Below are 22,929 nucleotides of genomic sequence, written 5' to 3' on the forward strand. Positions count from 1 at the left end.
GTGGCGGCGGTCATTTCTGCGGCGGCGCCGCTGGCGGCGGTCGGCGGCGCGCGCGGCGCGAAGCGGGTGCTGCCCGGTTTCGGGTTGACGCTCGGCTACACGCTGTTCTATCTGAGCGTGATCGTGCTGATTCCGCTCTCGGCGCTGTTCTTCAAGACCTTCACGCTGACCTGGGAGCAATTCTGGTCCGCGGTGACCGGGCCGCGCGTGCTCGCGTCCTACCGGCTGACCTTCGGCGCGTCGCTGTTCGCGGCCGTGGTGAACCTGGTATTCGGCCTGCTCGTGGCCTGGGTGCTGGTGCGCTACAAGTTCCCGGGCAAGAAGATCGTCGATGCGCTGGTGGACCTGCCTTTCGCCTTGCCCACGGCCGTGGCCGGCATCTCGCTCACGGCGCTGCTGGCCGGCAACGGCTGGCTCGGCCAGTACCTGGAGCCGATGGGCATCAAACTCGCGTTCACGCCGGCCGGCGTGGTCATCGCGCTGATCTTCATCGGCCTGCCTTTCGTGGTGCGCACGGTGCAGCCGGTGCTCGAGGACGCGGAAAAGGAACTCGAAGAAGCCGCCACCTCGCTCGGCGCCACGCGTTTCCAGATCTTCTACAAGGTGATCCTGCCGCACATCCTGCCCGCGCTGATGACGGGTTTCGCCATGGCCTTCGCGCGCGGCATCGGCGAGTACGGCTCGGTGATCTTCATCGCCGGCAACATGCCCATGATCTCCGAAATCACGCCGTTGATCATCATCGGCAAACTCGAGCAGTACGACTACGCGGGTGCGACCGCCGTGGCGGTGGTGATGCTGTTCTTTTCGTTTGTGCTGCTGCTGGTGATCAACGCGCTGCAGGCCTGGCAACGCAGCCGTACGGGGACGAAGTCATGAGCGGGGCGACTCAACCGATTCGCCGCGCGAAAGCCGGCACCACGGAAGCGCCGTGGGTCAAGTGGACGCTCATCGGCATCGCGCTGGTGTTCCTGTTCCTGTTCCTGGTGCTGCCGCTGGCCGCGGTGTTCACCGAGGCGCTGAGGAAGGGCTTTGGCGCGTATTTCGAGGCGCTGGCCGAGCCCGATGCCTGGTCGGCGATCAAGCTGACCCTGCTGGCGACGGCGATCGCCGTGCCGTTGAACCTGGTGTTCGGCGTGGCGGCTTCCTGGGCCATCGCCAAGTACGAGTTCAGGGGCAAATCCTTCCTGACGACGCTGGTCGACCTGCCGTTTTCCGTATCGCCGGTGGTGGCGGGCCTGGTGTACGTGCTGCTCTTCGGCGCCAACGGATGGATCGGCCCCTGGCTGCAATCGCACGACATCAAGATCATCTTCGCCGTGCCGGGCATTGTGCTGGCGACCGTGTTCGTGACTTTCCCGTTCATCGCGCGCGAGCTGATCCCGCTGATGCAGGCCCAGGGCAACGACGAGGAGCAGGCCGCCATCGTGCTCGGCGCGACCGGCTGGCAGACCTTCTGGCACGTGACGCTGCCCAACATCAAGTGGGGCCTGCTGTACGGCGTGATCCTGACCAACGCGCGCGCCATGGGCGAATTCGGCGCGGTGTCGGTGGTCTCGGGCCACATCCGCGGCCAGACCAATACCTTGCCGCTGCACGTGGAGATCCTCTACAACGAATACCAGTCGGTGGCCGCGTTCGCGGTGGCCTCGCTGCTGGCCATCCTGGCGCTGGTGACCCTGGTCATTAAATCGGTGTCCGAGTGGCGCATCGAGCGAGAACTCAAAGCCATCGCCGAACTTCCGCCCGAGCGTCCGCGAGAACCATGAAACACCCCCAGATTGCTCACTTCGTGTAGCGCCCACCCCCTTGCAGGGGGCAACACCAGCGGCCCGGCAAAGCCGGTTCCGCGGTGTTCCTGGAAAAGTCAAGAAAGAGCCATCCCATGAGCATCGAAATCCGCAACGTCAGCAAACAATTCGGCACGTTCCAGGCCCTGGGCGACGTGAGCCTGGACATCGCATCCGGCGAACTGGTCGCGCTGCTCGGCCCGTCGGGCTGCGGCAAGACCACGCTGTTGCGCATCATTGCCGGCCTGGAGACGGCCGATCGCGGCAGCATCCTGTTCTCGGGCGAGGACACCACCGACGTGCACGTGCGCGAGCGCCAGGTCGGCTTCGTGTTCCAGCACTATGCGCTGTTCCGCCACATGACGGTGTTCGAAAACGTGGCCTTCGGCCTGCGCGTGAAGCCGCGCGGCCAGCGCCCGCCCGAGGCGCAGATCAAGCAGAAGGTGACGGACCTGTTGAAGCTGGTGCAGCTCGACTGGCTGGCCGACCGCTACCCGTCGCAGCTCTCGGGCGGCCAGCGCCAGCGCATCGCCCTGGCGCGCGCGCTGGCCGTGGAGCCCAAGGTGCTGCTGCTCGACGAACCCTTCGGCGCGCTCGATGCCAAGGTGCGCAAGGAGCTGCGCCGCTGGCTGCGCCGGCTGCACGACGACCTGCACGTCACCAGTATCTTCGTGACCCACGACCAGGAGGAGGCCCTGGAAGTCGCCGACCGGGTGGTGCTGATGAACCAGGGCAAGATCGAGCAGATCGGCTCGCCCCAGCAGGTCTGGGACCATCCGGCCAGTCCGTTCGTCTACGGCTTCCTCGGCGACGTGAACCTGTTCCACGGTCGCGCCCACGAGGGCGAGGTGCACCTCGAGGGCCTGCGCTTCGACGCACCCGAGCACCAGGGTGCGCAGGACGCCAAGGCCTTCGCCTATGTCCGCCCGCACGATCTCGACGTGCAGCGTTATTCGCCGGGCGCGCACCTCGACATCCACGGGCGGCCGAACGGCATCGTGGTGCAGTTGACGCGTGCCATCGTCATCGGACCGATCGCTCGGCTGGAACTTACGCCGCTGGACGAGCACAAACGCACCGACAATCCGTCGGATGACCATTTGATTGAGGCGCAGATTCCGTCGCAGCAATTCAAGGACATGGGGTTGAAGGAGGGCGAGACGCTGGTGGTCACACCGCGCCATGCCAAGGTGTTTGTGGAGGACGCCCAGTCGCTCACGTTCGATATCTGAACGCGGCCGCGGGCAGCCACTTCGAAGACGCCCCTCGCGGGCGTTTTTTCATGCCGCGGGGCTGTCCCGGGCCGAGGTGGTTTTTTATGGAAAGAACGGAATGCTGCTGAACTGGATGGATCGGGCGCCGCGGCGCGTGTTGTTGCTGATCAGCGTGGGCTGCCTGGCCTTGCTGGGCTTCGGGCTGTACCTGCAGCATGTGGTCGGGCTGGAGCCGTGCCCGATGTGCATCGTGCAGCGTTATGCTCTTCTTTTGGTAGCAATCATCGCCGGATTGACGGCGCTGAGCGGCAAAAAGGGCATGCAGATTTTCGGCATCGTGCTGCTGCTGCTGGTGGCGGGTTTCGGCGCCTTCGTGGCGGCGCGGCAGAGCTGGCTGCAGTGGTATCCGCCCGAGGTGGCCACCTGCGGCCGCGACCTGTACGGCATGATCGAAACCTTTCCGCTGAAGCGGGCGATCCCGATGATCTTCAAGGGCGGCGGCGACTGCACGGCGATCGACTGGACCTTCCTGGGCGGCTCCATCGCGAACTGGTCCTTCGTCTGCTTCGTGGCGATCGTCGTGGTGGGCCTGACGCTGCTGGTGCGCCGCGCCGGTACGCGCAGCCGTTACTGATCCGCCTCAGTCGAGCGGCGGCTGGGCATCCAGGGGGGTCGCCATCGCGTCGTCCTCTCCTGGGTCCGAGGCACATTCGAGGCGCGCGCGTCCTTTGCGCTTGGCCTGGTACAAGGCCGTGTCGGCGCGCTCCACCAGCGCGTCCGGCAGGCTGCCCAGGCGCGGCACCATGCTGGCCAGGCCGATGCTGATCGTGAGCCAGGCCGCCTCCGGCGAGGACGGCGACCGCGGCGACGCCGGGTGCGGGATGCGCGCCTGTTCGAGCCGGTCGAGGCAGCGCTGGGCCACCACCAGCGCGTCCTGTGTCGTGCTGCCCGGCAGCAGGATGCAGAACTCCTCCCCGCCGTAGCGCGCCAGCAACTCACCCGGGCGCCAGGCGCAGCGTGCCAGGATGTGTGCCACGTCGCGCAGGCAGGCGTCGCCGCTCTGGTGGCCGAGTGCGTCGTTGAAGGCCTTGAAGTGGTCGATGTCGATCATCAGCAGCGCCACCGGCAGCTGCTGGCGCACGCTGCGCGGCCATTCGCCAGCGATCGCCTGGTCGAAACGCCGGCGGTTGGCCACGCCGGTGAGGCCGTCGGTCAGCGAGAGTTCGGCCAGCCGCGCATTGGCGCGCTCCAATTCCAGCTGTACGGTCATGCGTTCGGTCGTGTCCTGGATGGTGCCGACCAGTCGCCGCGGCCGGCCGTCATGGCGCACCACTTCGCAACGGGAACGCACCCAGATGCGGCGGCCGAGCACGGTGGTCATGGGCAGCTCCATGTCCCAGGGCTGACCATCCTCGATGGCGTGCTGCAGCGCCGACTCGAGCCGCGCGCGGTCCTTGGCGGCATAACCGTCCAGCGCCTGCGTCAGGCTCAGCGGCCTGTGCCCGTCGTCGTGGGCGTCCATGTCGTAGATGCGGTAGACCTCGTCGGTCCACACCGGCACGCCGTCGGGCAGGTCGAGTTCCCAGCCGCCCACGCGGGCCAGCTCGCCGGTGCGGCGCTGCAGCGCCAGGGCGTCGGCGAGGGCGGCCTCGGTCTGCTTGCGCGCGCTGACGTCGCGGAAGATGCCGACCAGGCGCAGCGGCCGGTCTGCCGCATCGCGCGCCACGACCTCGGCACGCATGTGGATGTAGATGTGGTGGCCGGCGGCATGGCGCACCCGGTATTCGAGGTCCGCGGTCTGGAATTCGCAGCGCAGCAGCGCCGCCTGCACCGCAGCGACCTCGGCCGCATCCTCGGGATGGCGCAGCGCTTCCCACTCGGGCGCCGCCAGCGGGGGCGCGTCCGCGGCGCGGCCCAGCAGCGCGTGGCCGAGCGGATTGAGGATCACGCGGCCGCTGGGCAGGTGCCAGTCGAGCAGGCCGATGTTGCCGCTCTGCATGGCCAGCTCCAGGCGCTGCGCCGTCTCGCGCTGGGCGGCCTGCACCGCCGTCTCCGCCGCGGCCAACGCGCGGCGCCGCGCCTGATGGAAGAACAGCGCCAGCGCCGCGGTGACCAGTAGCAGGCACCAGAAGAACGCATAGACCATCGCCTGTTCGCGCCAGGCGGCGTAGATGCCCGACAGCGGCCGCGCCACGGTGATGACCAGCGGCTTGTCCAGGTGCAGCATGGGCGGTGTGACGCTGCGCAGCGCCAACATGCGTGGCTGCCGGTTGTCTTCCGCGGTTTCCTCGTAGACGGCGGCGGCGGTACCGCTTTCGCGGTGGCGTGTGAAAGGCGAGCCCGCGGCGTTCTGGCTGGTGCCCACGGCGCGCGCGTAGGAAGGGGTGATCAGGAAGACCTGGCCGTCGGCGTGCGAGAGGCTGACCGACATGTCCGGCGCATAGACCACGGAGCGCGCCAGGATCTCGAAGTACGACTGGTCCAGCACCGCCGTGGCGATGCCGGCGAAACGGCCGTCCGTGCCGGTGACGCTCTTGCTCAGGTTGATCACATAGTTGCCGCGGATCGACAGATAGGGCGGCGACACGTAGACCAGCGCGTCGTCCGGGTGGTCGCGCACCGTGGTGAAGTAGAGACGCTCCCTGGCGTCACGTCCGATGAGGTTCTTCTGTTCGGCCATCAGCACGAGGCCATGGCGGTCGACCACATAGAGGGCCCGCACGCCGGGCATCGCGTCGCTCAGGCTCTTGAGTCGGCGCGCCTCCTTGTCGGCATCGATGACTTGGTTGCCCGCTTGCTGGGCGTTCAACTCGGTCCGCATGCCGATGAGCACGCTGTCGACGGCCTGCAGCTGGCGCACCAGGTTTTCCTCGATGACCCGGGCCTGGGTCTGCAGCCGGTTGCGTTCGCGCTCGCCGGTGCTGGCCCGGTCTTCCCAGATGACGAAGGCCAGCGCGGCGGTGAGCAGCAGCAGGCCCAGCGCCAGCGCCAGCCACTCGTTGCGCTGGCGACGCTGCGCCGGCGTCGCGTGGGACGCGGACCCGGCGGGGATGAGATCGGCCAACTTCAATGCGGTGCTTTCAGGTGTCGGACCGGGCGGCTGCGCCGAAGGAGTGCATAGGCACGGGAATATACGCTGTGGCCGTGAACGGCGGCCTCGCGCAAAATCCTTCGCGCGGTGCGGGTGATTTTCACCCAGGTCCGCGCGGCCCCCCGACATTTGTCAAAGTGTAAATTGATGGTAATCTGGGTGACTCGATGCCATGCCGCCCGGATGACAGCAAGCTGGGCATGGCACTTCTTACAGGATGTGATATGGCGATGGACCTCGTCGGCGACCTGCTCGGCCGACTCGATCAACTCAATGCAATCGGCGCCGCGCTGTCCAAGGAGCGCAACATCGACGCGCTGCTCGAAGGCATCCTGATCGCCGCCAAGAACATCACCCACGCCGACGGCGGCACGCTCTATCGCATGACCGAGGACGGCAGTGCGCTGCGCTTCGAGATCATGCGCACCAACTCGCTGGACCTGTTCATGGGCGGCACCACCGGGCGCAGCATCGACTTCCCGCCGCTGCAACTGATCAACGCCGAGGGTGAATTCAACGATTCCATGGTGGCCACCTACGCCGCCATCCACGACCGCACGGTGAACATCGCCGATGCCTACGTCGAGGCCGGTTTCGATTTCTCCGGCACCCGGCGTTTCGACGAACGCACCGGCTACCGCTCGCAATCCTTCCTCACCGTGCCGATGAAAAACCACGATGGCGAAGTCATCGGCGTGTTACAACTCATCAATGCGCAGGAACCCGACTTGAGCCGGGTGGTGACGTTCTCCGAGGCCGACCAGCGCCTGGTCGAGTCGCTGGCCTCTCAGGCGGCGATCGCGCTGAGCAACCGGCAGCTGGTGAACCAGCTCGAAGACCTGTTCGAATCCTTCATCAAGCTGATCAACATGGCGATCGACGACAAGTCGCCGTACACGGCTGGCCATTGCGCGCGCGTGCCGGAGCTCACGATGATGCTCGCCGAGGCCGTGGACGCGTCGGTCGATGGCCCGTATGCCGGCTTCAAGATGAGCGATCGCGACCGCTACGAGCTCAAGATCGCCGGCCTGCTGCACGACTGCGGCAAGATCTCCACGCCGGTGCACGTGGTCGACAAGGCCACCAAGCTGCAGACCCTGTACGACCGCATCGACCTGGTCGACACCCGTTTCGAGGTACTCCGGCGCGACGCCGAGATCGCCGCGCTGCGCGCCCAGCTCGCACTGCGCCCCTCCGTGGACGCAGCCGCCGAGGCAGCGCTCGACGCCGAGCGCGATGCCGCCGTGGCCGGCCTGCACGCCGACCGGGCGTTTCTGCGCGGGGTGAACAGCGGTGAGTCGGTGATGACCGACGCCATCATCCAGCGCGTGCGCGACATCGGCATCGGCCGCCAATGGTGCGGGCCGGCCGGCGAGCCGCAGTCCTTCCTGTCCGACGACGAGCTGGAAAACCTGTCGATCCGCCGCGGCACGCTCAACGCCCGGGAGCGCGACGTGATCAACCACCATATCGTCGCCACCAACCGCATGCTCGGCCAGGTGCCGTGGCCCAAGCACCTGAAGAACGTGCCCGAATACGCGGGTGGCCACCATGAACGCATGGACGGCCGGGGTTATCCCAACGGCCTCACCCGCCACCAGATGTCGCTGCAGGCGCGCATGCTCGGCATTGCCGACATCTTCGAAGCGCTCACCGCCCACGACCGGCCGTACAAGCCCGGCATGAAGCTGTCCAAGGCGCTGGAGATCATGGTGCGCTTCAACAAGAACGGGCACATCGACCCCGACCTGTTCGACGTGTTCATGCGCCAGAAGGTGTACCGCACCTATGCCGACGCCTTCCTGGACCCGGAGCAGGTCGATATTCCGACGGACTACAACCCGCCGGGTTACCCCGCCGCCACGACGGCGCAAGCCCCTGCCGACACCGAAGTGCCCACCGAGCCGACGCCGCTTTCCCCGCTGCCCGCCTAGCCCGGGCGGGCGGGCGCGACACCGGCTCACACCAGCTTCTTGACCAGCACCTGGCTCTTGCGGTCCCAGTTGTACTTGCGCTTGCGGGCCTCGGGCAGCCAGTCGGGCTCGGTCGGCACGAAGCCGCGCTTGATGAACCAGTGCATGGTGCGGGTCGTCAGCACGAAGATGCTTTCCAGGCCCGCGGCGCGGGCGCGCTGCTCGATGCGCTTGAGCAGCTTTTCACCGTCCCCCGTGCCCTGGCTTTGCGGCGACACCGTGACGGCGGCCATCTCGGCGGTCCTGGCCTCGGGATAGGGGTAGAGCGCCGCGCAGCCGAAGATGACGCCGTCATGCTCGATGATGGTGTAGGTCTGGATGTCGCGTTCGATCTCGGTGCGGTCGCGCTTGACCAGCGTCCCGTCTTTTTCGAACGGCTCGATCAGCTGCAGGATGCCACCCACGTCGTCGATGGTGGCTTCGCGCAGCTCTTCGAGTTTCTCGTCGATCACCATGGTGCCGATGCCGTCGTGCACATACACCTCCAGCAGCAGCGAGCCGTCCACCGCGAACGGCAGGATGTGGCTGCGCTCCACGCCCGCCTGGCACGCCTTGATGCAATGTTGCAGGTAAAAGCCGGTGTCCGTCGGCTGCTGGGCCGTGGGCAGGGTGGCCATCAGCTTCTGTGCCGCGGCCAGCGGCAGCTCGGTGTCGATCGGGTTGTCGTCGCCCTTGGGCTCGCCCGGCTGCATGCGGATGCCGGGGACTTCGGTCAGGAAAATCAGCTTGTCGGCGCGCAGCGCGATGGCCACGCTGGTCGCCACTTCTTCCATCGCCAGGTTGAAGGCCTCGCCGGTGGGCGAAAAACCGAACGGCGACAGCAGCACCAGCGCGCCCATGTCCAGCGTGCGCTGGATGCCGCCCACGTCCACCTTGCGGACGACGCCCGAGTGCTGAAAGTCCACGCCGTCCATGATGCCGACGGGCCGCGCGGTCAGGAAATTGCCCGAGATCACGCGCACCGTGGCACCCGCCATCGGCGTGTTGGGCAGGCCCTGGCTGAAAGCCGCCTCGATCTCGTAGCGCAACTGGCCCGCCGCTTCCTGCGCGCAGTCGAGCGCCACCGAATCGGTGATGCGGATGCCATGCGAGTACCTGGCCTCATGCCCCTTGGCGGCCAGCTGTTCGTTGACCTGCGGACGAAAGCCGTGCACCAGCACGATCTTCACGCCCATGGCCTGGATCAAGGCCAGATCCTGCGCAATACTCTGCAGCTTGCCCGCGGCAATCGCCTCTCCGGTCAAACCGATCACGAACGTCTGGTTGCGAAACTTGTGGATGTAGGGCGCAACCGAACGAAACCAGGGCACGAAGGTGAAGTTGAAAACGGCGGACATTGCGGTGGGGCGGGTAAGGAATGTGGCAGGCTGGGATAATCCGCGATTGTCCCCGATGTTTTTGACTGCGAAATTTTCACCTTGTCCGTCCCTGCCGCCACCTCTCCTGCCGTTGTTGCACCGCTGAAGATCGATTTTCCCGAGACCCTGCCCGTCTCGGGCAAGCGCGAGGAAATCATGGCGGCCATCGCGGCGCACCAGGTGGTCATCGTCTGCGGCGAGACCGGCTCGGGCAAGACCACGCAGTTGCCCAAGATCGCGCTGGCCATGGGCCGCGGCAAATGCAACCATCCTGGCCAGAAGGGCCATCTGATCGGCCATACCCAGCCGCGCCGCATCGCCGCGAGTTCCGTGGCCAAGCGCATCGCCGAAGAATTGAAAACGCCGCTGGGCGAGGTGGTCGGCTTCAAGGTGCGCTTCCAGGACCGGCTGAGCCGCGACGCCTCGGTCAAGCTGATGACCGACGGCATCCTGCTGGCCGAGACGCAGACCGATCCGCTGCTGCTGGCCTATGACACCCTGATCATCGACGAGGCGCACGAGCGCAGCCTGAACATCGATTTCCTGCTGGGCTACCTGCGTCAGATCCTGCCGCGCCGGCCGGACCTGAAGATCATCGTGACCTCGGCCACGATCGATGCGGAGCGGTTTGCCAAGCATTTCGAATCGGCGAAGGGGCCCGCGCCGGTGTTGTACGTGTCCGGTCGCATGTTCCCCGTCGAGCAGCGCTACCGCCCTTTCGAGGAAAGCCGCGACTACGGCTTGAACGACGCGATCGCCGACGGCGTGGACGAACTCTGGCGCGACCCGCACAACGCCGGCGACATCCTGGTCTTCCTGCCGGGCGAGCGCGAGATCCGCGAGGCCGCCGACCACCTGCGCAAGCACCTGGCGCACCAGCCGGTGTACCGCAGCGCCGAGGTGCTGCCGCTGTTCGCCAGGCTCAGCCCGGCCGAGCAGGATCGCATCTTCGACAACCATGCCGGCGGCCGGCGCGTGGTGCTGGCCACCAACGTGGCCGAGACCTCGCTCACCGTGCCCGGCATCCGATATGTCATCGACGTAGGTACGGCGCGCATCAAGCGCTACAGTTTTAGAAGCAAGGTGGAGCAGTTGCTGGTCGAGCCGGTGAGCCAGTCCTCGGCCAACCAGCGCGCGGGCCGCTGCGGCCGCGTGGCCAACGGCATCTGCATCCGGTTGTACGATGAAGCCGACTTCAACGGCCGGCCACGCTTCACCGACCCCGAAATCCTGCGCAGTTCGCTGGCCGGCGTGATCCTGCGCATGAAGTCGCTGCACCTGGGCATCGTCGAGGACTTCCCTTTCCTCGAGAAACCGCAGGGCAGGGCGATCGCCGACGGCTACCAGTTGCTGGCCGAGCTCGGCGCCGTGGACGAGGCCAACGAACTCACGCCGGTGGGGCGCGAGTTGGCCAAGCTGCCGCTCGACCCGCGCGTGGGCCGCATGATCCTCGAAGCGCGCGAACGCCAGGCGCTCGACGAGGTGCTGGTGATCGCCAGTGCGCTCAGCGTGCAGGACGTGCGCGACCGGCCGATGGACATGCAGACCCAGGCGGACCAGCAGCATGCGAAGTTCGACGACGACAAGAGCGAGTTCAGCGGGTATCTGAATTTGTGGAAGTGGTTGAACGAGGCGCGCGGGGGCGGTACCGTTCAAACGGGCTCGGCCCGCCAGAGTCCTTCGACAAGCTCAGGACGAATGGCCCCTCCCGTTCGCCCTGAGCCTGTCGAAGGGCAGGCCAGCCACAAGCTCAGCAACCGCCAATACGAACAACTGCTGCGGCAAAACTTCATCAACATCCGCCGCGTGCGCGAGTGGCGCGACATCTACAGCCAGCTGCACACGGTCGTCGCCGAGCACAAGTGGAAGCTCAACGACAAGCCGGCGAGCTACGAGCAGATCCATTTGTCGATGCTGGCTGGCCTGCTCGGCAACATCGGCTGGAAGACAGAGGGCGACGAAGTCGCGCAGAGCGAATACCTGGGCGCGCGCGGCATCAAGTTCCACCGCCATCCCGGCGCGCACCTGCGCAAGAAGCCGGGCCGCTGGATCGTGGTGGCCGAACTCGTGGAGACCACGCGCTTGTTCGGCCGCGGCATCGCCAACATCGAGCCGCAATGGGTGGAGCAGGTCGCCGGCCACCTGCTGAAGAAGCAGTTGCTCGATCCGCACTGGGAAAAGAAGGCGGCCGAGGTCACGGCCTTCGAGCGCGCCACACTGTACGGCATCGTCATCTACAGCGGCCGGCGGCAGAACTTCGGCCGGGTCGACCCGGTCGGGGCGCGCGAGATCTTCATCCGCGAAGCCCTGGTCGATGGCCAGTGGGAAACCAGGTTCCCGTTCCTCGCGGCCAACCAGAAACTCATCAAGCAGGTGCAGGACCTGGAGCACAAGGCCCGCCGACAGGATGTGTTGATCGACGACGAACTGATCTACGCCTTCTACGACCAGCAGTTGCCCGCCGATGTGTACGGCGGCGCGAGCTTCGAGCGCTGGTACCGGGAAGCGCAGCAGACGCAGCCCAAGCTGCTGATGCTCACGCGCGAGGAGCTGATGCGCCACGAGGCGGCGGGCATCACCACCAATGCGTTTCCCAAGACCATCCGCCTGGGCGGCGTGGACTGTGCCGCCACCTACCTGCACGAACCCGGCGACGCCAAGGACGGCCTGACCGTGACCGTGCCGCTGTTCGTACTGAACCAGGTCAACGAGGAGCGCTGCGAATGGCTGGTGCCCGGCATGCTGAAGGACAAGATCCAGGCGCTGATCAAGACGCTGCACCAGCGCCCGCGCTCGCGCCTGGTGCCGCTGCCCGACACCGCCACCAAGATGGCCGAGACACTGAACGCGCCCCAAGTCTTCGGCCATGGCGCGCTGGTCGATGCGGTGCTGAAGCTGGTGCGTGCGCAGACCTCGCTGGACATCGTGCGCGCCGACATCAAGGTCGACATGCTGAGCCCGCACCTGTTCATGAACTTCCGCGTCGTCGATGAGCACGGCCGCCAGCTCGGCACGGGCCGCAACATCGGCGCGCTGAAGGCCGAACTCGGCGCGCAGGCGCGCGGGGCGTTCCAGGCACTCGCGGGCCTGAAGCTGGCGGGCTCTGGCGCAGCCACTGCCGTCCCGCAGAGTTCGGCACCAAAACAGCCTTTGGCGCAGGAAGCATCTGCGAGGTCCGCTCCCAAAACAGGAGCAAGCCTATCGACCGTGGCCAGCCAGCGCCATACGAACTGGAGCTTCGGCGAACTGCCCGAGCTGCTCGAAATCCAGAAGGGCGGCCAGACGCTGATCGGCTATCCGGCGCTGATCGACGCCGGTGATGCGGTCACCATCGAAGTCTTCGACGAGCCCGAGGTGGCCGCCGCCAAACACCGTGCCGGCCTGCGCCGCCTGTTCGCGTTGCAGATCAAGGACGCGCTGAAGTACCTCGAGAAAAACATTCCCGACCTGCAGAAGATGGGCGTGGTTTTCATGCAGGTGGGCAGGAATGCCGACGGCTCGGGTGGCGGCACGGTCGAGGAACTGCGCGAACAGATCATCGCCGTGGCGCTGGACCGGGCCTTCCTGCTCGATCCGCTGCCGACCGCGGAGGCCGATTTCAAGCGCCGCATCGAGGAGGGACGCGGCCGCCTCACGCTGATCGCCAACGAGGTGGCGCGGCTCGCGGCCACGATCCTGGCCGAATACGCCACGGCCGCGCGCAAGATCAAGGACACCAAGAGCGCACCCGAGGCCACGGCCGACGCGGCGCAGCAGCTCGCGCGGCTGATGCCCAAGCGCTTTCTCGCCACGACGCCGTGGGGGCCGCTGCAGCACTTCGCGCGCTACCTCAAGGCCATCACATCGCGCCTGGACAAGTACCGTGCCGACCCGGCGCGCGACGCCGCGCGGCTGGCGGAGCTGCGGCCGCAGGAGCAACGCTATTGGCGTCTGGTGGCCGAACGCAAGGGCGTGGCCGACCCGCGCATGCAGGAATTCCGCTGGCTGCTGGAAGAGTTGCGCGTGAGCTTCTTCGCGCAGGAGTTGAAGACGCCCCAGCCAGTCAGCGTGAAACGCCTGGACAAGGCCTGGGGCCAGCTCAACAGCTGATGCCAGAACGCAAATGGCGGCCCGAAGGCCGCCATTGTGCAGGCAGGGGCGCGAAGCCTAGATCTTGCCCATGAGGAGCAGCACGATCAGGATGATCACGACCAGACCCACGCCACCGCTCGGCCCGTAACCCCACGACCGGCTGTGGCCCCAGGTGGGCAGTACGCCGAGCAGGATCAGGATCAGAACGATCAGAAGAATCAGTGAAATGGACATGGCGCTTTCCCTTTGTTGTTTGTGAGCCCATGTTCGGTCCACCGGCATGGCCTGTCAGCCGGTGTCCGCCGCGCGACACGGTCAGGGTTTTCCTACGGGGTGGCATGTGCACCGGTGACTAAGCTTTCCGTTTGCCCGCGGCTTGATGCCAAGCGTGTGCACAACCCAGAACAACGGAGACTTCCTTGACGACACGCCGCCAATTCCTCGCCGCTTCCGCAACCTCGCTCGCCGGCGCCGCCGGTGTGGCCGCGCCGACGCTGGTTCGCGCCCAGGCCTTTCCCTCTCGCCCGATCCGCTACATCTGCCCCTGGCCGGCCGGCGGCTCCACCGATGCGGTGATCCGGTCCATCGCCGACAGCGCGGGCCGTGCGCTCGGCGCCACCATCATCGTCGACAACAAGCCCGGCGCGGGCGGCATGCTGGGTGCGATCGAGCTGGTCAACGCCAAGCCCGACGGCTACACGCTGTCGCAATTGCCGTTCGGCGTGTTCCGGTTCCCGCACATGCAGAAGACCGCCTACGACCCGCTCAAGGACTTCACCTGGATCGCCTGCCTGACCGGCTACACCTTCGGCCTGGTGGTGCCGAGCAGTTCGCCGTTGATGAGCATCAAGGACCTGGTGGACTTCGCCAAGGCCAATCCGGAGAAGTTCACCTACGGCTCGACCGGCACCGGTACCAGCCCGCACCTGGCGGTCGAAGAGTTCGCGCAGCGCGCCGGCATCAAGCTCACCCATGTGCCGTTCAAGGGCAACGCCGACAACATGCAGGCCGTGCTGGGCGGCCACACCATGGCCGCGACCGATGCCACCGGCTGGGGGCCTTATGTCGAATCCGGCAGGCTGCGGCTGCTCGCCACCTACGGCAGCAAACGCACCAAGCGCTGGCCCAACGTGCCCACGCTCGATGAACTCGGCTACAAGACGGTGTCCGACTCGCCGTTCGGCGTGTGCGGGCCCAAGGGCATGGATCCCGCCATCGTGAAGACGCTGCAGGACGGCTTCAAGAAAACCCTGGAAGACCCGAACGTGCTGGCCACCTTCGACAAGTACGACCAGGTCGTCGTCTACAAGGACACCGCGGCCTACACCAGGTACGCCCACGAGACCTTCGCCTCGGAGAAGGCGACGATCGAACGGCTCGGCCTGGCCAACAAGGGCGGCTGAGCCCGGCGCCGGTCAGTCGCCGACCAGCGTCAGCATCGCCCCCACGCTGGCGAGCGCGAGCGGCAACTGCCAGCCGCTGCTGCTGGCCGTTTCGCCTTGTGTGGCCGACACGGTAGGCAGGCGATGGCCGAACTTCGGACGCCGCGCGTCCATGATGCGCGCCGGGCCGAACCGGGCGGACATTCTGGCCGTCACCTCGTGCAGCGGCCCGCTGGCCACCACCGTTTCCACCGCGTCGCCGCGCGACTGCAGCACCGGGCCCAGCGTGGCGAACGCCTTGTCGGCCCATTGCTGGCGCCAGGCCTGGCGCGCGTGCGCCGGCACCCATTTGCTCGCGTGCCGCGTGAGCTTCGGCGCGCAGGCCACGATCACCCACTGGGTGCGGCGTTCGACCAGCAGCATCGGCTGCAATTGCCCCAGCGCGTAGGCGGCGTCGTCGATGTACACGATGATCTTGTCCATGGAATTCTCCTTCTGTGGTGACGGGGCGGAAGCGGCGGAAGTCGTGAGAGGGGTGAAAGCGGTCGAAGCGCTTGAAGCGGCTATTCCGGTCGGCGGGGCGAGGGGATCCGGCGAGTCGGGCACGGCCGCACCTTCGATCGACCCGGTGTGTCCGCGCCGGGCCCGGCGACGGCGTGTGGCCCAGTGGCCGGCGCCCAGCACACCGGCGATTGCGAGGGCGAACACCGCCCAGCGCGCCACCGTGGCGGCCGGTGCCGGCGGCTCGAAGACCGAGGCCAGCAGCGGTTCGTCGACGATCATCTTGGCGGCCGTGTAGGCCAGTACGGCCGAGCCGATCTGCACGATGGCGGGGAAGCGTTCGACGAGCTTGAGCACCATGGTGCTGCCGAACATCACGATGGGCACGCTCACCAGCAGGCCGATGATGACCAGGTCCATGGCACCGTGCGAGGCCCCGGCCACGCCGAGCACGTTGTCCACCCCCATCAGCGCATCGGCGACGACGATGGTGCGCATCGCCCCCCAGAAGGTGCTGGCGACTTCGCCATGCTCTTTCTCGCTGTCCTGCTCGGCCAGCAGCTGGTACGCGATCCACAGCAGGCCGAGACCACCGACGAGCAGCAGCCCGGGGATTTTCAGCAGCCAGACCACGCCCACGGTCATCAGCGAACGCACGACGATGGCGCCGAGTGCGCCGAAGAAAATGGCTTTTTTCTGAAGATGGGGCGGCAGGTTGCGCGCGGCCAGGGCAATGACGATGGCGTTGTCGCCCGCCAGCACCAGATCGATGAGCACGATGGCCGCGAGGGCCGACCACCACGCAACGGACATGAATTCCATCGTCATCACCTCCACACGTCGCTTCGAACGGTGACCCGGCGGCGGGGCGGTGGATGCTGGGTGGGTGGGGCGGTGCCCCGGCTCACGCCATGCTTCGACCTTCCCCGGCAACGGGTCTCGATCGAAGGTCTGGCTCGGCGTGGAATCGTACGTCTGGGCCCAACCAGGCCGGAAGTCGTGCTTCGTGTTGACGACCTGGTTGTCACATCGGCAGCGGCACCGGTTGTCCGGGCCTCCCTGCTGTCGACGTTGGGAGCTACTCCCCTTCGTGGATGCTATTGAATCACCAAAGCGCCGCGTTGCGCAACACGGGCGCTAGGGGTTTGCCCGCGCTTCAGAGCCTGGCCAGGCGCTCGAGCGCAAGTTTGAGCGTCTCCTCCTTCTTGCCGAAGCAGAAGCGCACCACGCGCTGGTCGAACTGGTTGCCGTAGAAAGCCGACAGCGGAATGGCCGCCACGCCGATCTCGGAGGTCAGCCACAGGCAGAACTCCGATTCGTTGAGTTGCGACGCCGAAGGAATACCCGAGATGTCCACGCACTGGAAATAGCTGCCCTCGCTCGGCAGCAGCTTGAAGCGCGTGCCGGCCAGGCCTTCGCGGAACAGGTCGCGCTTGCGCTGGTAGAAGGCCGGCAATTCCAGGTACGGCCTGGGGTCGGCGAGGTAGCGGGCCAGCCCGTGCTGCATCGGTGTGTTGACCGTGAACACATTGAACTGGTGCACCTTGCGGAATTCGGCGGTGAGCGAGGCGGGCGCGGCCACGGTGCCCACCTTCCAGCCGGTCACGTGGAACGTCTTGCCGAAGCTCGAAACGATGAAGGCTCGCGCGGCCAGGCTCGGATAACGCGCCGCGCTTTCGTGCTGGCGTGCGTCGAAGACCATGTGTTCGTAGACCTCGTCGCTGATCAGCAGCGTTTCGGTCGGCGCCAGCAGTTCCTGCAGCTTGAGCATGTCTTCGCGCGACCAGATGGTGGCGCTCGGGTTGTGCGGCGAGTTGATCAGGATGGCGCGGGTCTTCGCATTCAGCGCGGCCGAAATCCGGTCGAAGTCGGGCCGGAACGTGCCCGGCGTAAGCGGCACGCGCACCACGGTGCCGCCGGCCAGTTCGATGTTGGGCACATAGCTGTCGTAGCAGGGCTCGAGCACGATCACTTCATCGCCCGGCCGCACCACGGCAAGGATGATGGTGATGATGGCCTGCGTGGCGCCGGCGGTGACGGTGATCTCGCTGGCCGCGTCGAAGCGGTAGCCATGCAGCGCTTCGATCTTGGCGGCCACGGCTTCGCGCAGTGCCGGGATGCCGGCCATCGGCGGATACTGGTTCTGGCCTGCCGCCATCGCATCGGTGACGGCCTGCACCAGCGCAGGGTCGCAGTCGAAATCCGGAAAACCCTGGCCGAGATTGACCGCGCCTTTTTCCGTGGCGAGTGCGGACATCACAGTGAAGATGGTGGTGCCGACGGCCGGCAGCTTGGTCTGCAGGTGCGGGGTGCGGATGGCGGGAGTGGTATCAGTGCTCATGGTGGAGAAGTGGTCAGCTTAAAGCTCGTAGTCGTTCACGTGGCCGTTCATGGCCTTGGCGACGAGGTTGCGGTCCAGCCGGTCGCTCAGCAGCTCGGCGAATTTATAGACGAAGTTGCGCAGGTACGCACCGCGCTTGAAGGCCACGCGCGCCACGTTCACGCCGAACAGGATGCCGGCGGGCCGGGCAATGAGATCGGAATTCACGTCGTCCTTCACCGCCATCTCGGCCACGATGCCGATGCCCAGGCCGAGCCGCACATAGGTCTTGATCACGTCGGAATCGATGGCTTCAAGCGCGATGCGCGGCTCCAGCTTGCGCGAGGCGAAGGCCTGGTCGATCTTGGTGCGGCCGGTGAAGGACGGGTGGTAGGTGATGATCGCCTCCTGGGCGATGTCTTCCAGCGTCAGCCGCTCCTTGGCCGCGAGGTGGTGGCCCGGCGGCAACACGATCACGTGCTGCCATTCGTAGCAGGGCAGGGTGACGAGTTCGGTGTAATTGGACAGCGATTCCGTGGCGATGCCGATCTCGGCCACCTCGTCGATCAGCATGCGTGCCACCTGGTCGGGTGCACCCTGGTGCAGGCTGACGTTGACCTTGGGATACGCCTCGCGCAGCCGTGCCACCGGCACCGGCAGCACATAACGCGCCTGCGTGTGGGTGGTGGCGATGGAAAGGGTGCCGCTGTCCTGCGCGCTGAACTGTTCGCCGATGCGCTTGAGGTTGCCCACCTCCCGCATGATCGCCTCGATGCTCTTGAGCACGTGCTGCCCCGGCTCGGTGATGCGCTTGAGGCGCTTGCCGTGCCGCGCGAAGATCTCCACGCCCAACTCTTCCTCCAGCTCGATGATGGCCTTGGAGACGCCGGGCTGCGAGGTGTGCAGGGCCTTGGCGGCCTCGGTCAGGTTGAGGCCGCGCCGCGCGGCTTCCTGCACGAAACGGAATTGATGTAGATTCATATCGAATTTCAGCTAACGTTGAAATTCATTATGCCTCAGCTATCTATGTATTTCGCCCAAAGCGATATGCGCCAGCAGCTCGACCAACGCGGGGTTTTCGCCCACCGCGGGTTGCAGCTGCCATGCCACGGCGGGGTGGGCCGCCCGCAAGGCGTCCATCAGCGCGGGCAGGTCTTCGCGCGCATGCCGGCCGACACCGAGGAACATCGGCACCACCGTCACGCTGCGGGCGCCGCGGGCGATCAACCCGGCGGCGGCGGTCGGGAGATCGGGCTCGGTCAGTTCGAGATAGGCGCAAACGACCGCGGCCTGCGGCTCGATGGCCTGGACGCGGGCGGCCACGGCCTGCATCGGGCGGTGCCACAGCGGGTCGCGCGAACCGTGGGCGAACAGCACGATGCCGCGTTGGGGAGACATGTTGGGCATGCGGCGTCTACCTTCGCAGCACCAGCCAGCCGAAGGCCGCCAGCGAAAGCACCGAATAGATCATGCCCGGCGCGGCCGCCGTCAGCCAGGGCTGCCAGGTCTGCAGGTTGCCGATGTAGCCGAACACGTTGTTGAGCAGGAAGAAGCTGATGCCGGCCATCACCCCCCCGAACACGTAGGTGGCGATGCCGCCGGCGCGGAAATGCAGGTAGGCGAAGGGCAGGGCCAGCACCACCATCACGATGCAACTCAGCGGGTAGAACACCTTGCGCCAGAACTCGATCTCGTAGCGCTGGGCCGACTGGCCGTTGGCGTTGAGGTGGCTGATGTACTGGAACAGGTCGACGGTGCGCATGCGGTCGGGCTTGAGCAGCGCGGTCGAGACCATTTCGGCGGTGATCTCGGTGGGCCAGCGGAAGCTGTCCGTGCGCTGGCGCTCGATGGTCGCGGTGTCGGCCTTCTGCGTGTTGAACACGTTGCGCTGCACCTGGGACAGGCTCCAGGCGCGGTCGCCGGCGAAGCGGCCCGACTCGGCCTGCAGCGTGGACAGCAGCATGCCGTTGGCGTCGAACTCGAAGATACGGATGTTCTTCATGCCGCCGTCGGGCGTGAGGGCGCCGACGTTCGCCGCCGAGGTGCTGCCGTTCTGTTTCTCCTTCAGCCATGCGCCGGTCTGGCCGATGGTGATTACGCCCTGGTAGCGGGCCTTGAGCAACTGCGCGGCACGATCGGACAGCGGCGACAGGTAGTCGCCCACGGCAAACGTCAGCACGACGAACACCGAGGCCAGCACCAGCAGCGTGTACAGCGCCCGCCAGGGGCCGAGGCCGCTGGTGCGCAGGATGGTGTATTCCGAACTCTGTGCGAAGCGCGCCATCACGAAGATGGTGCCGATCAGCACGGTGATGGGCAGCAGCTCGTAGAGGTGGCTGGGCACCATCAGCGCCACGACGGCCAGCGCCTGCGGCAGCTGGTAGGCGCCCGCGCCGGCCGGGCCGTCGCGGCCGATCCAGCGCAATTCGTCGACGAAGTCGAAGAAGAAGAACAACGCCAGGAAGCCCAGGGTGACGAAGGCGACGGAGGCCAGCACCTCCTTGTAGATCAGGCGGCGGATGGTCCTCATGCGGCGGCTCCCGTGCGGCCTGAGGCTGCGCTGGCACGCCGCGGGCCAGCCAGGAGCGAGCGCCACGACCAATGGTGGTGCCGCACCATCAGCCAGCCCACCGCCAGCAGGAAGATGCCGCCGTGCAGACCGGCGATGAACGCGGCGAACGGCAGCTTGCCGCTGCCCACCCAGCTCTGGCCGAGGTTGAGCAGGTTGAAATACACCACGAAGGCGAACAGCGCGAACATCAGGCCGCCGCCGCGCGTGGAGCGGGGGTTGCCGCTGGCCAGCGCCAGGCCGAGGACGACGAAATTCAGCGACGCGAAAGCCAGGCCGACGCGCCATCCCAGCTCACCCATGTTCAGCGCCGTGGGCTGGCGCAGGAGGTCGATGCTGGCCAGCGCGCGCGGCGGCACGTTGTCCGAGGGACTCAGCGTCTTGGCGTCGATGCGCGTGCCGTACTCCTTGAATTCGCTGACCTTGAGTTCGGCCTGGCCGATGTTGGACTCGAGCCGCTGGCCGTTGGAGAGCATCAGGAAGCGGCCATCGCCCACGCTCTCCACGCGCGCACTGCGTGCCGACGTCACGGCTTCCTTGCCGTGGTCCACGGCCGAGATGAAGACGTTGTTGCCGGTGCGGTTGTCGGGCGAATCCTTGTCGATGAAGAACACGCGGTTGCCGCTGGCCGATTCCTGGAACTGCCCGGGGGTGATGCGTTCGAGATCGCCACGTTGTTCGTACCGGTCCTTCATGTCCTGGATCCGCTGGTTGGTCCAGGGCCAGACGAACAGCGACGACACCGCCACCACCAGCAGCACCGGCCAGGCGAAGCGCAACAGCGGCGTGAGCAGGAAGGCCAGGCCGCGGCCGGCACCGAACCAGATCACCATTTCGCTGTCGCGGTACATGCGCGACAGGCACGCCACCACTGCGACGAACAGGCTCAGCGTGAGGATGGTGGGCAGGTAGCCGAGCACCGTGTAGCCCATCACCAGCATCACGTCGGACGGGTTCACGCTGCCGCGCGAGGCCTGGCCCAGCGTGCGAATCAGCATCATGGTCATGACGATCGTGATGAGGGCGACCAGCGTGGCGCCGAAACTTCGGGCCAGCTCTTTGCGAATGGAAGAATGGAATAACATCGTCGCCAATTAAAGGCTGAATTATGAACTTCGAACTGAAATCCCTCGACCTGGCCGGCAGCGCGGCGTTGACGTGCGACGCGCTGGTGGTGCTGGTGGCCGAGGGCTTCAAGCCCGCCAGGGACGCATTGTCCCAGTTGATCGAACAAGCCCGCAAAGCCGGGGATTTCGAGACCAAGCCGGGCAAGCTGCTGGCCATGTACAAGCCCGCTGCCGCGGCGGCCGCGCGGCTGGTGCTGGTCGGCTGCGGCGACGGCTCGCCCAAGCAGGTGCGACAGGCCGTGGCCTCCGCCGTCGGCGCCGTGAAATCGCCTCAGGTGAAGAAACTCGTCGTGTGCTTCGCCGATGCGCCGGCGCCGCTGGCCGTGCGCTGCGCCGTGCAGGCCGCGGCCGAGGCCAGCTATGTCTACACCACCACCAAGTCCAAGGCCGAAGGCCGCAGCCTGGCCGGCGTGACCATCGCCGTGCCCGATGCCGGCGCCGTGCGCACCGAACTGGCCCAGGGCAAGGCACTCGTTGCGGGCATCGAATTCGCCAAGGAATGGGGCAACCGCCCGGCCAACCACGCCACGCCGACCCTGCTGGCTGGCGCCGCCCGCACGCTGGCGCGTTTCCCGCGCATCAAGTGCGAGGTGCTCGGCCCCAAGGAGGTCGAGAAGCTCGGCATGCTGTCCTTCATGTCGGTGGCGCAAGGCTCCAAGGAGCCGCTGCGCTTCATCGTGCTGCGTTATGAAGGCGCGGCCAGGACGGCGGCGCCCAGTGTGCTGGTCGGCAAGGGCATCACCTTCGACACCGGCGGCATCTCGATCAAGCCCTCGGCCGAAATGGACGAGATGAAGTTCGACATGTGCGGCGCGGCCAGCGTGCTCGGTGTGTTCCGCACCCTGGCCGACCTGCAGCCGGCGATGAACGTGGTCGGCCTGATCCCGGCCTGCGAGAACATGCCCGATGGCGGCGCGGTCAAGCCCAGCGACGTGGTCACCAGCATGAGCGGCCAGACGATCGAGAACCTCAACACCGATGCCGAAGGGCGGCTGGTGCTGTGCGATGCGCTCACCTATGCCGAGCGCTTCAAGCCGCGCGCGGTGATCGACATCGCCACGCTCACCGGTGCCTGCGTGGTCGCGCTCGGCGGTGTGCGCAGCGGGCTGTTCTCGGCCGACGACGCGCTGGCCGAGGCGCTGCTGGCCGCAGGCGAGTCGGCGCTGGACCTGTGCTGGCGCCTGCCGCTGGACGACGAGTACGGCGAGGGCCTGAAGTCCAATTTCGCCGACATGGCGAACGTGGCCGGGCGTGCGGGCGGGGCCGTCACCGCGGCGAAGTTCCTGCAGAAGTTCACCGCCAAGATGCCGTGGGCGCACCTCGATATCGCCGGTACCGCGTGGAAGAGCGGCGCGGCCAAGGGTTCCACCGGCCGCCCGGTCGGCCTGCTGGTCGACTACCTGCTCGCCCACGGCGACAAGGCACCGGCGCCGTCGGTCGAGGCCAAGGCCCGCCGCGCGCAGAAGACGCCGGCCGTGAAGAAGCCGCGGCGCGGCACGGCGGCGGCCTGACGCGCTGAGGGCAGCAGGGTGT

At 66.7% G+C, this 22,929-nt stretch carries 16 protein-coding genes and 1 pseudogene; 8 read left to right on the forward strand and 9 right to left on the reverse strand.

The genetic code is table 11. The annotated features are described in order from the left end of the window. The 4 genes from cysT (at position 1) to RD110_RS13715 (ending at position 3,638) form a co-directional block, all read left to right on the forward strand. Positions 1–879: a sulfate ABC transporter permease subunit CysT gene (gene cysT, locus RD110_RS13700; RefSeq protein ID WP_157900183.1), complete on the forward strand. Its 879-nt coding sequence runs from the start codon at positions 1–3 to the stop codon at positions 877–879. After that, positions 876–1,769 (forward strand): sulfate ABC transporter permease subunit CysW, encoded by an 894-nt coding sequence (gene cysW / locus RD110_RS13705; RefSeq protein ID WP_076200000.1) that lies wholly within the window; start codon positions 876–878, stop codon positions 1,767–1,769. Before cysT ends, cysW begins: the two co-directional genes overlap by 4 nt. Before the next feature lie 116 nt (positions 1,770–1,885). Beyond that, complete coding sequence (locus RD110_RS13710; protein ID WP_076200001.1) at positions 1,886–3,022, forward strand: sulfate/molybdate ABC transporter ATP-binding protein; 1,137 nt, start codon at positions 1,886–1,888, stop codon at positions 3,020–3,022. Positions 3,023–3,122: 100 nt separating this feature from the next. Next, the gene (locus RD110_RS13715; RefSeq protein ID WP_076200002.1) at positions 3,123–3,638 is read left to right on the forward strand and encodes a disulfide bond formation protein B; all 516 of its coding nucleotides are present in this window, start codon (positions 3,123–3,125) and stop codon (positions 3,636–3,638) included. 6 nt (positions 3,639–3,644) lie between these two features. Here the strand turns inward: RD110_RS13715 and RD110_RS13720 are convergent, their stop codons facing one another. After that, positions 3,645–6,074, reverse strand: a complete 2,430-nt coding sequence (locus tag RD110_RS13720; protein WP_162277361.1) for a diguanylate cyclase domain-containing protein — start codon at positions 6,072–6,074, stop codon at positions 3,645–3,647. A gap of 245 nt (positions 6,075–6,319) precedes the next feature. Between RD110_RS13720 and RD110_RS13725 the strand changes: the two genes are divergently transcribed. Further along, a complete protein-coding gene (locus tag RD110_RS13725) occupies positions 6,320–8,029 on the forward strand; it encodes an HD family phosphohydrolase (protein WP_204249970.1) in 1,710 nt (569 codons plus the stop codon). Positions 8,030–8,055: 26 nt separating this feature from the next. Here RD110_RS13725 and argA read toward each other — a convergent pair whose 3' ends face one another. Further along, positions 8,056–9,405: an amino-acid N-acetyltransferase gene (argA, locus tag RD110_RS13730; RefSeq protein WP_076200004.1), complete on the reverse strand. Its 1,350-nt coding sequence runs from the start codon at positions 9,403–9,405 to the stop codon at positions 8,056–8,058. A gap of 177 nt (positions 9,406–9,582) precedes the next feature. Here argA and hrpA point away from each other — a divergent pair, with 177 nt between their 5' ends. Then, positions 9,583–13,515: an ATP-dependent RNA helicase HrpA gene (hrpA, locus tag RD110_RS13735; RefSeq protein WP_239467287.1), complete on the forward strand. Its 3,933-nt coding sequence runs from the start codon at positions 9,583–9,585 to the stop codon at positions 13,513–13,515. 57 nt (positions 13,516–13,572) lie between these two features. On the opposite strand, the gene RD110_RS13740 is transcribed toward hrpA, so the two are convergent. Next, entirely contained in the window at positions 13,573–13,731 is a 159-nt protein-coding gene (locus RD110_RS13740; RefSeq protein ID WP_076200006.1) for a DUF3309 family protein, read from the reverse strand. Positions 13,732–13,916: 185 nt separating this feature from the next. Here RD110_RS13740 and RD110_RS13745 point away from each other — a divergent pair, with 185 nt between their 5' ends. Then, positions 13,917–14,900: a Bug family tripartite tricarboxylate transporter substrate binding protein gene (locus tag RD110_RS13745; RefSeq protein ID WP_076200007.1), complete on the forward strand. Its 984-nt coding sequence runs from the start codon at positions 13,917–13,919 to the stop codon at positions 14,898–14,900. Between the two features lie 621 nt (positions 14,901–15,521). Here RD110_RS13745 and RD110_RS28605 read toward each other — a convergent pair. The 6 genes and pseudogenes from RD110_RS28605 to lptF form a co-directional block, all read right to left on the reverse strand. Further along, positions 15,522–16,202 (reverse strand): annotated as a pseudogene (locus RD110_RS28605) (TerC family protein); the annotation flags it as partial. A gap of 334 nt (positions 16,203–16,536) precedes the next feature. Continuing rightward, a complete protein-coding gene (locus RD110_RS13755; RefSeq protein ID WP_076200008.1) occupies positions 16,537–17,721 on the reverse strand; it encodes a pyridoxal phosphate-dependent aminotransferase in 1,185 nt (394 codons plus the stop codon). An 18-nt stretch (positions 17,722–17,739) separates the two neighbouring features. Beyond that, on the reverse strand, positions 17,740–18,681 hold the full coding sequence (locus RD110_RS13760; protein WP_076200009.1) for a CysB family HTH-type transcriptional regulator: 942 nt from the start codon (positions 18,679–18,681) through the stop codon (positions 17,740–17,742). A 39-nt stretch (positions 18,682–18,720) separates the two neighbouring features. Beyond that, positions 18,721–19,107 (reverse strand): sirohydrochlorin chelatase, encoded by a 387-nt coding sequence (locus tag RD110_RS13765; protein WP_083686265.1) that lies wholly within the window; start codon positions 19,105–19,107, stop codon positions 18,721–18,723. 7 nt (positions 19,108–19,114) lie between these two features. Next, positions 19,115–20,230 carry an LPS export ABC transporter permease LptG gene (lptG, locus tag RD110_RS13770; protein WP_076200010.1) on the reverse strand — a complete coding sequence of 372 codons (1,116 nt, stop codon included), beginning with the start codon at positions 20,228–20,230 and terminating at the stop codon, positions 19,115–19,117. Beyond that, entirely contained in the window at positions 20,227–21,354 is a 1,128-nt protein-coding gene (lptF, locus tag RD110_RS13775; protein WP_076200011.1) for an LPS export ABC transporter permease LptF, read from the reverse strand. The genes lptG and lptF overlap by 4 nt, the downstream gene beginning before the upstream one ends. A gap of 23 nt (positions 21,355–21,377) precedes the next feature. On the opposite strand from lptF, the gene RD110_RS13780 reads away from it, so the two are divergent. After that, a complete protein-coding gene (locus RD110_RS13780; protein ID WP_076200012.1) occupies positions 21,378–22,907 on the forward strand; it encodes a leucyl aminopeptidase in 1,530 nt (509 codons plus the stop codon). The last annotated feature ends 22 nt before the right edge of the window (positions 22,908–22,929 follow it).

Source organism: Rhodoferax koreense (genome assembly GCF_001955695.1).
GTDB classification, from domain to species: Bacteria; Pseudomonadota; Gammaproteobacteria; order Burkholderiales; family Burkholderiaceae_C; genus Rhodoferax_B; species Rhodoferax_B koreensis.